Here is a 13,892-nt window from a genome sequence, read left to right as displayed (position 1 = left end):
CGATAGCGTCTAGGTGTGCGCGTACTGCTGGTCGAGGACGAGGTGCCGCTCGCGGAGATGGTGCGGCGCGGGCTCGCCGCCGAAGGGCACTCGGTGGAGGTCGTGCACGACGGGATATCGGGGCTCGCGGCGGCGAGCACCGGGCAGCACGACGTCGTGGTCCTCGACATCATGCTCCCCGGCCTGTCCGGGTACCGGATCCTGCAACGGCTGCGCGCCGCGGAGATCTGGACGCCGGTGCTCATGCTCACCGCGAAGGACGGCGAGTACGACGAGGCCGACGCCTTCGACCTCGGCGCCGACGACTACCTGGTCAAGCCGTTCTCGTTCGTCGTGCTCCTCGCCCGGCTGCGTGCGCTGCTGCGCCGGGCCGGCGAGGCCCGTCCCACGGTGCTGACGGTCGGCGACCTGACGCTCGATCCCGCCCGGCACCGGGTGCACCGGGGCGAGGTCGAGATCACGCTCACCCCGCGCGAGTTCGGCGTGCTGGAGCACCTGATGCGGCACGCGGGCGAGGTCGTCACCAAGACCGACATCCTGCGCGCCGTCTGGGACGCGCACTACGAGGGCGAGGTCAACGTCGTCGAGGTGTACGTCGGCTACCTGCGCCGCAAGATCGATGCGCCGTTCGGCACCAGGAGCATCGAGACGCTGCGCGGCGTCGGCTACCGCATGGCGGAGCCCGGCTGAGGTCGCGGCGACGGGATCCGGCCGGACCGGGACGCCGGTTTCGGTTCCTCGGGCGGGACGACCGGGATGCCGCTCGGCGCCGTGACGGGATCGCGCCGGGCCTCCTCGTCACGGACGGGCTCCCGCCCCGGCTGCACTGGCCGGGGGCCGCGCCGCGCACGTCGGGGCGGCCCCTGCACCTGCCCCGGCACGTGGCCCCAGGCGGCCTCGCCGGTCCACGCCTCGTCGCCCGTCCACGCAGGCTCGGTGGGCCGAGCAGGGGCAGCGAACCATCCGTTGCCGGAAGCCGTCCGCTTCGTCGGCGGCGGGGGCGGAACCGGCGCCGCGGTGGCCACGGCCGCCTGGCCGACGGTCTTCGGGTCCGGCCTGCTCACTGCCTCGGCGCGCGGGACCTCCTCCGGCTGTGCATCGGGTGCGGCGGCCGCCGGGATCCGCACCCGGAACAGCGCCCCGCCGTCCGGGCCGTCGGTGACCTCGACCGTGCCGCCGTGCGCGGCCACCACCTCGGCGACGATCGCCAGCCCGAGGCCTGAGCCGCCGTCGGTGCGGGCGCGGGCGTCGTCGAGACGCACGAACCGCTCGAAGACCCGAGCCCGGTCGGACTCGGGCACGCCCGCCCCGTCGTCGGAGACCTCGAGGACCGCCGTGTCACCGTCGCGCCCGACGGTGACCAGCACGCGGGAACGCGCGTGCCGGCGTGCGTTGTCGACCAGGTTGCGCACCACCCGCGCCAGCTGCCCGCGGTCGCCGATGACGCGCACGGGCACCGCCCGCACTTCGGCGACCACCACTCCGTCGGCCGGCCGGCCCCGCTCGAGCTCGGCGACCTCGTCGAGGTCGACCTCCTCGCGCCGCGGCTGCAGCCCGCGCTCATCGGCCCTCGCGAGCAGGATCAACCCTTCGACCAGGTTGTTCAGGCGGGCGGCCTCCCCACGCAGCGCCGTGACCGTGCTGCCGTCGACCGTGCCGTTCTGCATGAGCTCCAGACCGGTGGCGATCGTGGCGAGCGGGCTGCGCAGCTCGTGGCTCGCGTCGGCGACGAACCGCCGCTGCACGCCCTGGGCGTCCTCCAGGCGCGCGAGCATGGCGTTCATGGTCTCGGCGAGCCGGCCCACCTCGTCGCGCGCGGGCGGCACCGGCACCCGCTGCCCGAGGTCCTTCTCGGTCATCGCGGCCACCTGCCCGCGCATCGCCTCGACGGGACGCAGCGCGCGGCCGGAGAACAGGTAGGTGGTGACGCCGGTGACCACGATCAGCAGCGGGACGCCCCAGAGCAGGTAGAACAGCAGCGTGCGGGTGGCCGCCTCGACCGCGGTGAGCGGCGCGGCGTAGAGCAGGATGACGTCGTTGCGCCCCGAGTCGGCGCCGGTCGCGACGAGCACCGTGTCCACGACGCTGCCGTCGACCTTCCGCACGGGCACGCCGGACTGGACGACGGTCTCCCCGTCGGCCGGGCGGACGTCCGACATCAGGACGTCGCGGCCGACCGCGTCGGTGCCGGCCTCAGTGGTCCACGTGGGCGGGTCGTCGCCGTACTCGACCCTCACCTGCGCGAGGTCGGACTCCCGGATGAGCTGGTCGAGCGCGTCGCGCGCGTTCTCGTTGGCCTGGCCCCTCCAGTTGCCCTCGAGCCGGTCGACGATCACCTGGGCCTGGGCCCTGGCCTCCGCCTGGACCTGCTGGCGCAGCGACTGCTGGACGAGCAGCACCAGCGCGACGCCGGCCACCGCCAGTGCGAGCGCGACCACGACGGCTGCGGACAGCGCCGACACCGCACGCACGCCCATGCGTGCGCGCAGCCATCCCAGCGGCCGGGGCATCGATACAGGGTAGCGAGCGCCGCTGTGGCCCTGCTGAGATCAGCGAGCCTGTTAGCGGGTGTTAACTCGCGGTTAGGCTGCGGTGCATGGCCACCCCCGCGGCATCCCCAGCCGGCAGCAGGCGGGAGCAGATCCTCGCGGTGGCCGCGCAGCTGTTCGCCCGGCACGGGTTCCACGGCGTCAGCATCGCCGACCTCGGCGCCGCGGTCGGGGTCAGCGGGCCTGCGCTCTACCGGCACTTCCCGGGCAAGGAGGCCCTGCTCGCAGAGCTTCTGGTCGGGATCAGCGAGCATCTGCTGGCCGGCGGACAGGCCAGGGCAGCACAGACCGCAGACCCGCACGAGCTGCTCGCCGCGCTCGTCGCGTTCCACGCCGAGTTCGCCCAGCGCGAGCCGGAACTCATCGTCGTGCAGGACCGCGACCTCGCGAACCTGCCGGCCCCTGACCGCAGGAAGGTACGGCGGCTGCAGCGCACCTACGTCGAGATCTGGGTCGACGCGCTGGTGAGCGCGCACCCCGGCCTTCCGGTGGACGCGGCCCGCACCGCCGCGCACGGGACGTTCGGGCTCCTCAACTCCACCCCGCACGCCGGCCGCTCGCCGGAGGCCGCGACGCTGCTGCAGACGATGGCACTGGCGGCGCTGCGTTCCCTGCCCTGATCGCGCTCGCGCCACCCTGTGGAGAACCACAGGCGATCTCCGCCGATCGCCCCATGGGCCGTCGACCTGGGCGTTCCTAACGTCGTCCCCGTGAGATCGAACCGCATGCTCCTCCGGCTGGCGGTCGCCGGAACCGCTGTGATCACCTCGGCGTGCTCGCTCCTGGCCCCCGACCCCTTCCCGCGTTCCGCCCTGCAATCGGGCCTCGACCGCCTCGTGGAGACGCAGGCGGCGACGGCCGCGATGCTCCGCATCCGGGAAGGGGAGCACGAGTGGGCAGCGGGAGCGGGCGCGCAAGCACTCGCGTCGTCGGTTCCCGTGAGCACGTCGGGCCGGTTCCGGATCGGCAGCGTCACGAAGACGTTCGTCGCCACCGTGGTCCTGCAACTGGCGGACGAGGGCCGCCTCGCGCTCGACGACCCGATCGCCCGCCACCTGCCGGGCATCGTGCCGGGCGGTGAGGCGATCACCGTCCGGCAGCTCCTGAACCACACCAGCGGCATCTACGACTACGCACACGAGCGGGACTGGTCCACGAACCGCTGGCGCGGCGAGGCGCGGTTCCGCACCTACCGGCCGCAGGAGCTGCTCGACGTCGCGTTCGCGCGGCTGCCCCACTTCCCGCCCGGGCAGGGCTGGCACTACTCGAACACGAACTACGTCGTGGCCGGGCTGCTCGTCGAGAAGCTGACCGGCAAGCCCTACGGCGACGCCGTCACCGAGCGGATCATCCGGCCGCTCCGGCTCAACCGGACGACGGTGCCGGGCACCGACCCGACCGTTCCGGAGCCGCACGCGCACGGTTACACGGAGGTCGCGGGCACGCTCGTCGACGCGACCGAGATGAACCCGTCGCTGGACTGGGCGGCTGGTGAGATGATCTCGACGGCGGACGACCTGGACCGCTTCTTCTCCGCCCTGCTCGGCGGCGAGCTCATGAGCGCCGCCGCGTCGACCGCCATGCGCGACACGGTCGAGACCGGCCAGGTGTTCCGGTACGGGCTCGGTCTCCAGCGGTACGACCTGCCGTGCGGCGCCTCGGTCTACGGGCATGGCGGCGAGCTGCTCGGGTACCTCACCTACGCGATGGCCTCTCCCGACGGCCACCGGCAGCTCGCACTCTCCTACAACCCGCTCCGGTCCCGGGAAGGCACGAGCGAGATCGTCATCGGACTCTTCGCCAACGGGTTCTGTCCGCCCGCGCCGTGAGCGGGGCGGGCCGTCGACCGAGGAGGGGGGATCGGTCGACGGCCCTGACCGCGCATCGGGCCGGGCGGGCACACCCGTACCGCGTGTCCAGCGCGGTCGCGCACAGTGTCCGCCCGCGTACGTGCGCTGTACAGAGGATGTTCCCGCAGATCGCCTGCTCACACAGTCGTTACAAGAAGATAGCCTTGAAGTATTGCTGGATCGTTGAACGATCCCTACGCTCCCATGCAAACCAGCGGCGGTGTGCCGCGGGTCACCCTGGAGGGAGCCACCGATGAGCGATACGAAGGCGGTGCCCGCGATCGGCTCGGCAACGAGCCGCAGCGCGGTGCTCGGCGCCATGTTCCTGATGGCCACCAGTGCCATCGGACCGGGCTTCATCACCCAGACCGCAACGTTCACCGCGCAGCTCGGCGCGGCGTTCGCGTTCGCGATCCTGGCGTCGATCCTGGTGGACATCGCGGTCCAGCTGAACGTATGGCGGGTGATCGGCGTGTCCGGTCAGCGCGGGCACGAGCTGGGCAACAAGATCCTCCCCGGCGTCGGCTGGGTGTTGGCGGCACTCGTCGTGATCGGCGGGCTGGTGTTCAACATCGGCAACGTCGGCGGCACCGGGCTCGGCGTCAACGCGATGCTCGGCGTCGACGCCCGGATCGGCGGGGTGATCTCCGCGGTGATCGCGATCGCCATCTTCCTCAGCAAGAAGGCCGGCGTCGCGCTGGACCGGATCGTCGTCGTGCTGGGCGCGCTGATGATCCTCATGACGACGTACGTCGCGATCGTCTCGCAGCCGCCGGTCGGCGACGCCCTGCGCAGCTTCGTGCTGCCGGACCAGGTGGACTTCCTGGTCATCACGACCCTGATCGGCGGCACCGTCGGCGGGTACATCACCTACGCGGGCGCGCACCGGCTGCTCGACTCCGGCATGACCGGGCCCGAGCACGCCGACAGCATCGCCAAGAGCTCGGTCATCGGCATCATCGTCACCGGGATCATGCGCGTGGTGCTGTTCCTCGCGGTGCTCGGCGTGGTCGCGGGCGGCGTCGCGCTGGCGAAGGACAACCCGGCCGGCAGTGCATTCCAGGCGGCCGCGGGCGAGGTCGGCCTCCGGCTGTTCGGGATCATCCTGTGGGCGGCGGCCATCACCTCCGTCATCGGGGCGGCCTACACCTCGGTCTCGTTCCTGACCCGCTCCACGACGAGCGAGCGCACGCGCAACCTGCTCACGATCGGCTTCATCGCCCTCTCGGCGGTGATCTACCTGCTGCTCGGCGCCGCACCGGCCGCGCTGCTGGTGTTCGCGGGCGCCTTCAACGGGCTGATCCTGCCGATCGGCTTCACGGTCGTGCTCTGGGTGGCCTGGCGTCGACGTGACCTGCTGGGCGGCTACAAGTACCCGGCCTGGCTGCTCGGCATCGGCGTCGCCGCATGGTTGCTCACCCTTTACATGGGCTACGCGTCCCTCTCCGGACTGGGCAAGCTGTTCGCATGAGCGTGGATCTGAACTCGGACGTCGGAGAGTCGTTCGGCCGGTGGGAGCTGGGGGACGACGCGGCGATGCTCGCGCTCGTCACCTCGGCGAACGTCGCGTGTGGTTTCCACGCGGGCGACCCGACGACTCTCCGACGGACCTGTGCCCTGGCCGCGCAGCGCGGGGTCGCGGTCGGGGCACAGGTCGGGTACCGCGACCTGGCGGGGTTCGGGCGGCGGTTCATCGACGTCGCGCCTGCCGAGCTGACCGACGACGTCGTGTACCAGATCGGGGCGCTCGACGGGATCTGCCGGGCCGCAGGCACACGCGTGAGGTACGTGAAACCGCACGGGGCGCTCTACAACGCGATCGTGCACCACGAGGCGCAGGCTGCCGCCGTGGTGGCCGCCGTCCGCGCGTACGACCCGGAGCTCCCGGTGCTCGGCCTGCCCGGCTCGGTGTTCCTCGCCGCGGCCGAGGAGGCCGGGCTGCGCACGGTGCGGGAGTTCTTCGTCGACCGGGGCTACACCCCGCAGGCCACGCTGGTGCCGCGTTCCCAGCCGGGCGCCCTGCTGCACGACCCGCACGAGGTCACCGCCCGCGTGCTGCGAATGGTCACCGACGGCGAGGTCACCGCGGTGGACGGCACCGACGTGCACGTGAACGCCGAGTCGGCGTGCGTCCACGGCGACTCGCCGGGTGCGGTTGCGATGGCCGAAGCGGTGCGCGCCGGGTTGGAGGCCGCGGGCGTGCAGCTGCGCCCGTTCGTGGAGGAGTCGGGGTGAAGGTACTGCCGTGTGGGGACAGCGGGCTGCTCGTCGAGGTCGACGGGTTGCCCGAGGTGCTCGCGCTCGCCGACGCGGTGCGCGCGGCGCCGCCGACCGGCGTCCTCGACGTCGTCTCGGCGGCCCGCACGGTGCTGCTCTGCGTCGAGCCGGGCACCGACCTCACCGAGGTCCGGCGCGCGGTGCTGGACCTCGACGTCGAGCCGGGCGCGGCTCTGTCCGAGGGGGAGCGGGTGGAGATCGAGGTCGTCTACGACGGCCCCGACCTCGAGGAGGTCGGCGAGCTCACCGGGCTCGGCGCCGACGGGGTGGTGGCCGCGCACACCGGCACCCCGTGGCGGGCCGCGTTCGGGGGGTTCGCTCCCGGCTTCGCGTACCTGGTCGGCGGCGACCCGCGGCTCGAGGTTCCCCGGCGGCAGGTGTCGCGCACGTCGGTGCCCGCCGGATCGGTCGGGCTGGCAGGCGAGTTCAGCGGCGTGTACCCGCGTTCGTCGCCCGGCGGTTGGCAGCTGATCGGCCACACCGACGCGGAACTTTGGAACATCGACCGCGGTGCGCTACTACAGCCCGGGTGCACGGTCGAGTTCAAGGCGGTCCGATGACCCGCAAGCTGGAGGTGGTCGCCACCGGCGCGCTGGCGCTGGTGGAGGACCTGGGACGGCCCGGGCTCGCCGCCACCGGGGTGGGTCGTTCAGGTGCCGCCGACCGCAGGGCGCTGCGACTGGCCAACCGGCTCGTCGCGAACCCCGAGGGCGCCGCGGGCATCGAGGTCGTGTTCGGCGGGCTCGCCGTGCGGGCCCACGGCCTGCTGACGGTGGCGCTGTCCGGGGCGCCCGCCCCCGCCGACGTCGACGGCACACCGGTCGGGCACCACGCCCTTGTCACGCTGCGGCCGGGCCAGGTGCTTCGGCTGGGGGTGCCGCCCACCGGCCTCCGGACCTACCTCGCCGTGCGCGGCGGCATCGCCGTGGATCCGGTGCTCGGGTCGCGCAGCACCGACATCCTCTCCGGCCTCGGGCCAGAGAAGCTGACGCCGGGGACGATGCTCCCGATCGGGACGGAGCCCGACGCCCTGCCCCTGATCGACGTCGCGCCCGTGGCGGTGCCGACCGGTGACGAGGTCGTGCTCAGGGCCGTCGCCGGCCCGCGCGCCGAGTTCTTCACCGACGTCGGGGCGCTCGCCCGCACCACCTGGACGGCCTCCAGTCGCAGCGACCGGGTCGGCATGCGGCTCGAGGGCGATCCCCTCGAACGCGCCGACTCGGGGGAGCTGCCGAGCGAGGGCATCATCCGCGGCTCCGTGCAGGTGCCGCCCGGCGGCGAGCCGGTGCTGTTCCTCGCCGACCACCCCGTCACCGGCGGCTACCCGGTAGCTGCAGTCGTCCTCGACGCCGACGTCGACCGGGCCGCGCAGGTACGCCCCGGCCAGCACGTGCGGTTCGTCCTCGTCCCGCCCCCGTGGAAGGAGCGCTCGTGAGCCGCACCGAATCCCCCGCCGCAGCGCGCGCGAAGTTCCGGGCCGGTCTGGTCACGCCCACCGCGGGCTGGTGCGACGGCTACACGCAGGCCAACCTGATCGCGGTGCCGAAGGACATCGCGTGGGACTTCCTGCTGTTCGCCCAGCGCAACCCGCAGCCCTGCCCGGTGCTGGACGTGCTGGAGGCGGGGTCGGTCTCCGGCCCGCTGCTCGACGGCGACATCCGCACCGACATCCCGCGCTACCGCGTCTACGTCGACGGCGAGGTGGCCGAGGAGCCCACCGACGTCCGCGGGTGGTGGCGGGACGACCTCGTCGGGTTCCTCATCGGCTGCAGCTTCACCTTCGAGCGCGCGCTCGGTGCCGCCGGGGTGCCGGTGCGGCACGTCGAGCAGGGCGTGAACGTGCCGATGTACCGCACGTCGGTGCGCTGCCGGCCGACCGGTGCCATCAGCGGCCCGATGGTGGTGTCGATGCGGCCGGTTCCGAAGGACCTGGTCGAGACGGCGGTGCGCGTCACGGCGGCCTATCCCGCGGTGCACGGCGCGCCCGTGCACGTCGGCGACCCGCGCGACCTCGGCATCCGCGACCTCGACTCCCCCGACTACGGCGACCCCGTGCGGATCGAACCCGGGGACGTGCCGGTGTTCTGGGGCTGCGGGGTCACCCCGCAGGCCGCGGTCGTCGAGTCGAAGCCTGCGCTCGCGATCGCGCACGCACCGGGGCACATGCTGATCACGGATGCCGAGGACGAGGACTACCGCATCCGCGATGTGTGACAGGAGCTGACCTACACCGCTCCTACCGTCATCGGTGTGAGCAACGAGATCCGCCCCTTCCGCATCGACGTCCCGCAGGCCGACCTGGACGACCTCACCGACCGGCTCGCCCGCACCCGCTGGCCACGGCAGCTGCCCGGCGGGTGGGGCCGCGGCGTGCCCGTCGCGCAGCTGCGGGAGCTCGCCGAGTACTGGCGCACCGGCTTCGACTGGCGCGCGCAGGAGGCGCGGCTCGACGAGTTCCCGCAGTTCCTGACCGAGATCGACGGCCAGCGCATCCACTTCCTGCACGTCCGCTCGCCGGAGCCGAACGCGCTCCCGCTGGTGATCACCCACAGCTGGCCCAACTCGATCGCCGAGTTCCTGCAGGTCATCGGCCCCCTCACCGACCCGAGGGCGCACGGCGGCGACCCGGACCGGGCGTTCCACGTGGTGGCGCCGTCGCTGCCGGGCTTCGCCTTCTCGACCTTCCCCGAGCCGGCCGACGAACGGCCGTGGACCGCGGAGCGCGTGGCGCGGACCTGGGCCGAGCTGATGGCGCGGCTGGGCTACGAGCGGTACGGGGCGCACGGGAACGACGCGGGGGCGGTCGTGTCGCCGCATCTGGCGCTCGTCGACGCGGAGCACCTCGTCGGCGTGCACATGACCGGCGGCGTGGGGATCCCGACCGGTGACCCCCGTGAGCTGGAGGGCCTGACCGACGACGACCGCGCGGGCCTGGAGCGGCTGGCCGAACTCTTCGCGGGCGGCAGCGGGTACGGGACGTACCTGGCCAACCGCCCGCAGACGCTCGCGTACGGCTGGCTCGACTCGCCGGTGGCGCAGCTGGCCTACCTGGTGGAGCGGCTCGCCGAGTTCGACGGCTGGCCGGCAGGCCCGGACGCGCTGCTGCCGCACCTCGACCGCGACCAGCTGCTCACCACCGCGTCGCTGTACTGGTTCACGGGCACGGGCGGCTCGTCGTCGTGGACGTACTACGACGGCGCCGCCGGGATGCCGATCGACCAGGCCGTGGTGCCCACCGGCGTCTCCCACGGCGGCCCGGACGCCTTCCGGCGCATCGCCGAGCGGAACAACGACATCGTGCAGTGGACGGGCCGGGAGGCCGCGAGCCACATGGTCGCGATGGCGGCCGCCGCGGGGCTCGTGTCCGACATCCAGGAGTTCTTCGGCAAGCTCCGCTAACGCCTGCGCGACAGCCCGACGCCGACCAGGCAGACCGCGCCACCGACGATCGCGAGGGGCGGGGGCACCTCGCCCAGCAGCGAGGCGGACATGAGGATCGTGATCGGCGGCACCACGTACGTGCTCACCCCCAGCCGCCCGGCGTCCATCCGCGCGAGCGCGTACGCCCACGTGCTGAACGCGAGCGCGGTGGGCACGATCCCGAGGTAGACCAGGCCTGCGGTCGCCCCCGCCGGTGCGGCGGCCAGCCCGGTGACCAGTCCCGGCGTGAACGGCACGCACGCGAGCGCGCCGATGGTGCAGGCGAGCCAGGTGACCTGCAGCCCGGGCAACCGGCGCAGCACCGGCTTCTGCGCGAGCACCCCGACCGCGTACGTGACGGCCGCGACGAGGCTGAGCACCACACCGAGCAGGTCGGCCTCGGCGGCGTTCGACGTGGCCGCCCCGACCAGGACCGCACCTGCGAACGCGACGAGGGCACCGACCACCAGCCATCGCGGGAAGCCCTCGCCGAGCAGCAGCCCGGCGAACAGCGCGATGAGGATCGGCCCGACGTTCACCAGCATCGCCGTGGTGCCGGCGTCGATGCGCTGCTCGGCCGCGTTCAGCGCGAGGTTGTAGATCCCGAACCACGCGATCCCGCACAGGACGATCAGCGCCCACTCCCTGCGCGTCGGCCACACCCAGCGGCGCGCGACCAGCAGCCCCGCTCCGAGCGCGAGCGACCCGACGAGCAGCCGGCCCAGCGTCAGCGGGCCGGGCTCGTAATGCGCCGCGACGGCGCGGATCCCCACGAACGCCGACGCCCACGCGAGCACCGTGAACCCGACGGCCAGCAGGGCGCCCCACCGGTAGCGCGAAGCCGGGACGACGGGCCGGACGGCCGGGGAGGTCATGACCCGACGCTAACTCCACGCACCCGCCCCGACCACGCGGTTTTCGGCCATCGAGCTGCAAGATCCAGCCGTCCTCGGGTGAACGCCGATGTGTTGCATTTTCGACCTCCTGGAGCCCAGGAATGCAACACAAGTACTGATAGAGTTTAAGAGTGCAGGCAAGTTCATTCGCTCTGAGGGCTCCGGGATCACTTGTGCCGATCAGTGGCAGCGATCCACGGTACGGCCGATGGGAGCACGTCGCGTTCGTCCCGGACCCGCTGCCATCCGCGACCCCCGAGCTGAGCGTGATCACCTTCAACGAGGTCGCCGAAGCACGTGCCGCACTGGCCTCACTCAACAGCACCGCCCGCCAGTTGCCGAACCCGAGCCTTCTCCGCCGTCCGACGCTGCGGCGGGAGGCACAGAGCACCTCCGCCCTCGAAGGCACGTACGCCCCGCTGCAGGCCGTGCTCGCTGCTGATGAAGAACACGACCCCGCCGACGCGAACATGCGCGAGGTCCTGAACTACGTCCGTACGGCCGAGCACGCCTTCGCTTGGCACGCGGACGGACGACCGCTGTCCATGAACCTTCTCACCGAGCTCCACGGCATCCTCGTCCGAGGAACGAGCGCCGACACCGATCAGGCTGGCAGGGTGCGCAGCATTCAGGTCGCGATCGGCGGTCATGCAGGCGGTCGTGTGCAGGACTCGCGGTTCGTGCCCAGGCCTCCCGGGCCCGAGCTCGAGGCACAGATCCGTGACTGGCTGGGGTGGGTCGAGGGCTCGCCGGGCAGGGACATCGACCCTGTGATCGCCGCCGGTATGGCCCACTATCACTTCGAGGCGCTGCATCCGTTCAACGACGGCAACGGGCGGATCGGCCGCCTCCTGATCGTTCTCCACCTCATGGTCACCGCGGTGATCACCGAACCGACCCTGACCGTTTCACCCTGGTTCGAGGCCCGCCGCGCCGACTACTACGACGCCCTGATGGCGGTGAGCACCACGCGCGACTGGGACCGGTGGATCCGCTTCTTCGCACGTGGACTCGCCGCTTCGGCCCAGGACACCGAGCAGCGTTTGCTGGATCTGCTCGCAGCGCAGGGCAGCCTCAAAGCGACGATCCGTCGAGCGGGACTTCGCGCGAACACCGCCAGCAACCTCGTGGACTTCGCTCTGGCACAACCGATCTTCACGGTGCGGCAGGTCGAGCGGCACCTGGAGGTGACCTACGCCCGCGCGAACCAGCTCGTGGCGCAGCTCGTCGAGCTCGGTGTGCTTCACCGGTTCGACGACAGCACTTACGGCCGCGAGTTCACCGCCCCCGAGATCCTCGCGATCCTTCTCCGCGGCTAGTTGCCCCGCGACGGCGCGGCGGCCGCCGCCGATTCGTCCCGCTCCGGCCGAGCACGCTCCTTCGGGGTGGCGAGGCGGGTGGGGGCGGTGCGGCCGCGGAGCACGGTCTCGTCGCCGAGCTCCCAGCGCGCGGCCTCGTCCTCCGCGGCCATGGCCACGGCGTCCGCGGCGGCGAGGACGCGGCCGGGCACGGTCTTGGCCAGTTCGGTGAGCCGGGCGGCCTCGTTCACCGGGTCACCGATCACGGTGTACTCGTAGCGGCGGACGTCGCCGACGTTGCCCGCCACGGCCTCGCCCGCCGAGATCCCGATGCCGGCGGTGATGTCGGGCAGCTCCGCCGCGAGGCGGTCGGCCAGCACCCGCCCGCCGGCGAGCGCGCAGCCGGCCGGGTCCGTCCCGTCCACCGGCGCGCCGAAGACGGCGAGCGCGGCATCGCCCTCGAACTTGTTGATCCAGCCGTCGTGCTCCTCGACCACCTCGACGACGACGGCGAAGAAGCGGTTCAGCAGGCCGACGACCTCCTCCGGCGGCCGCTCGGCGGTGAGCGAGGTCGACCCGACCAGGTCCACGAACAGCACGCCGACCCGGCGGACCTCGCCGCCGAGGCGGACCTCGCCTGCCGCGGCCGCCGCGCGCGCCACGTCCCGTCCCACGTGCCGGCCGAAGAGGTCGTGGATCCGCTCGCGCTCGCGCAGGCCCGCGACCATCGTGTTGAAGCCGGACTGCAGCTGCCCGAGCTCGGTGCCGTCGTAGACCGTGACGCCTGCGTCGAGCTCGCCGTGCTGCACCCGCCGCATCGCCCGGCGCACCGCGTTCACCGGGTCGGCGACCGCGCGGGCGGCACCCACGGTCACGAGCAGGCCGGCGCCGAGCGCGGTGCCGCCGATCGCGAGCACGATCACCGCGAGCCGGTCGGCGGGCACGTCCTCGTACACCAGCGCCGAGACGGCCGTCAGCATCAGCCCGACCACCGGGACGCCCGTGCCGAGGGCCCAGAACAGCAGCGACCGCACGACGATGCCGGGCAGCCCGCGCCGCGGCTTCGGCGGGTGCGCGCCCAGCACCTTCGCCGCGGTGCGCCGCAGGATGCGCTCGCTGAGCAGGTACGCCAGGGCGCACGTCGTGATGCCACCGAGCACGATCGTCTCGCCGACCGACAGCGCCAGCCGCGCCGAGTACGGCAGGTTGAGCAGCACGAACACCGTGGCGGCCAACGCCCACAGCACGGTCTGCACCGTGACGAGCCGCAACGGCCCGTACAGCACCATCCGCCGCTCGCGGCGTTGCTCGGCGTCCGCCTCGCCACTGCGCAGGCGGAACCGGCGCCCACCCCACAGCAACCCGATCGGCACGGCCAGCAGCAGGTACACCCCGAACGCCACGAGGTTGAGCGTGCGGACCCGGCCGGGGTCGGTGAGCGGGCCCTCCGGCAGCACCCAGGCCGCCAGCACGAACACGACGACGGCGCCGACGACGTTCGCGACCACGACGGCGACCGCCAGCGCGATCCGGGCGGGCCAGTCGATGACCCACCGCCGGACCCGCCTGCTGCGCGCCATGAGCACCAAGCTTAGGCCGATC

Annotated in this window: 13 protein-coding genes; 10 read left to right on the top strand and 3 right to left on the bottom strand. The window is 72.8% G+C overall.

Annotated elements, in window-relative coordinates:
• Positions 1-15 precede the first annotated feature (15 nt).
• Positions 16-690 carry a response regulator transcription factor gene (locus FHX44_RS18505; protein WP_147256935.1) on the top strand — a complete coding sequence of 225 codons (675 nt, stop codon included), beginning with the start codon at positions 16-18 and terminating at the stop codon, positions 688-690.
• Here FHX44_RS18505 and FHX44_RS18500 read toward each other — a convergent pair.
• Positions 666-2,510 carry a sensor histidine kinase gene (locus FHX44_RS18500; RefSeq protein WP_147256934.1) on the bottom strand — a complete coding sequence of 615 codons (1,845 nt, stop codon included), beginning with the start codon at positions 2,508-2,510 and terminating at the stop codon, positions 666-668. The genes FHX44_RS18505 and FHX44_RS18500 overlap by 25 nt on opposite strands.
• An 86-nt stretch (positions 2,511-2,596) precedes the next feature.
• Here FHX44_RS18500 and FHX44_RS18495 point away from each other — a divergent pair, with 86 nt between their 5' ends.
• The 8 genes from FHX44_RS18495 to FHX44_RS18460 all read left to right on the top strand — a co-directional run bounded on the left by FHX44_RS18495 (position 2,597) and on the right by FHX44_RS18460 (position 10,075).
• A complete protein-coding gene (locus tag FHX44_RS18495; protein ID WP_147256933.1) occupies positions 2,597-3,169 on the top strand; it encodes an SACE_7040 family transcriptional regulator in 573 nt (190 codons plus the stop codon).
• 90 nt (positions 3,170-3,259) lie between these two features.
• Positions 3,260-4,378: a serine hydrolase domain-containing protein gene (locus FHX44_RS18490; protein ID WP_212612540.1), complete on the top strand. Its 1,119-nt coding sequence runs from the start codon at positions 3,260-3,262 to the stop codon at positions 4,376-4,378.
• 274 nt (positions 4,379-4,652) lie between these two features.
• On the top strand, positions 4,653-5,870 hold the full coding sequence (locus FHX44_RS18485) for an NRAMP family divalent metal transporter (RefSeq protein ID WP_147256932.1): 1,218 nt from the start codon (positions 4,653-4,655) through the stop codon (positions 5,868-5,870).
• On the top strand, positions 5,867-6,634 hold the full coding sequence (locus FHX44_RS18480; RefSeq protein ID WP_147256931.1) for a LamB/YcsF family protein: 768 nt from the start codon (positions 5,867-5,869) through the stop codon (positions 6,632-6,634). Before FHX44_RS18485 ends, FHX44_RS18480 begins: the two co-directional genes overlap by 4 nt.
• Complete coding sequence (locus tag FHX44_RS18475) at positions 6,631-7,236, top strand: 5-oxoprolinase subunit B family protein (protein WP_147256930.1); 606 nt, start codon at positions 6,631-6,633, stop codon at positions 7,234-7,236. Before FHX44_RS18480 ends, FHX44_RS18475 begins: the two co-directional genes overlap by 4 nt.
• The gene (locus FHX44_RS18470) at positions 7,233-8,111 is read left to right on the top strand and encodes a 5-oxoprolinase subunit C family protein (protein WP_147256929.1); all 879 of its coding nucleotides are present in this window, start codon (positions 7,233-7,235) and stop codon (positions 8,109-8,111) included. The genes FHX44_RS18475 and FHX44_RS18470 overlap by 4 nt, the downstream gene beginning before the upstream one ends.
• On the top strand, positions 8,108-8,890 hold the full coding sequence (locus tag FHX44_RS18465; RefSeq protein ID WP_147256928.1) for a putative hydro-lyase: 783 nt from the start codon (positions 8,108-8,110) through the stop codon (positions 8,888-8,890). Before FHX44_RS18470 ends, FHX44_RS18465 begins: the two co-directional genes overlap by 4 nt.
• Before the next feature lie 36 nt (positions 8,891-8,926).
• The gene (locus FHX44_RS18460; protein WP_147256927.1) at positions 8,927-10,075 is read left to right on the top strand and encodes an epoxide hydrolase family protein; all 1,149 of its coding nucleotides are present in this window, start codon (positions 8,927-8,929) and stop codon (positions 10,073-10,075) included.
• Here the strand turns inward: FHX44_RS18460 and FHX44_RS18455 are convergent.
• Positions 10,072-10,971 (bottom strand): DMT family transporter, encoded by a 900-nt coding sequence (locus FHX44_RS18455; RefSeq protein ID WP_147256926.1) that lies wholly within the window; start codon positions 10,969-10,971, stop codon positions 10,072-10,074. The two genes, FHX44_RS18460 and FHX44_RS18455, sit on opposite strands and share 4 nt — an antisense overlap.
• Before the next feature lie 194 nt (positions 10,972-11,165).
• Here FHX44_RS18455 and FHX44_RS18450 point away from each other — a divergent pair, with 194 nt between their 5' ends.
• The gene (locus tag FHX44_RS18450; RefSeq protein WP_212612539.1) at positions 11,166-12,311 is read left to right on the top strand and encodes a Fic family protein; all 1,146 of its coding nucleotides are present in this window, start codon (positions 11,166-11,168) and stop codon (positions 12,309-12,311) included.
• On the opposite strand, the gene FHX44_RS18445 is transcribed toward FHX44_RS18450, so the two are convergent.
• Positions 12,308-13,870, bottom strand: coding sequence for an adenylate/guanylate cyclase domain-containing protein (locus FHX44_RS18445; protein ID WP_147256925.1), 1,563 nt, complete (start codon positions 13,868-13,870; stop codon positions 12,308-12,310). The two genes, FHX44_RS18450 and FHX44_RS18445, sit on opposite strands and share 4 nt — an antisense overlap.
• Between the last annotated feature and the right edge of the window lie 22 nt (positions 13,871-13,892).

The sequence above is a fragment of the Pseudonocardia hierapolitana genome (assembly GCF_007994075.1).
Lineage (GTDB): Bacteria > Actinomycetota > Actinomycetes > Mycobacteriales > Pseudonocardiaceae > Pseudonocardia > Pseudonocardia hierapolitana.
This window is presented reverse-complemented; position numbering and strand designations above follow the sequence as displayed.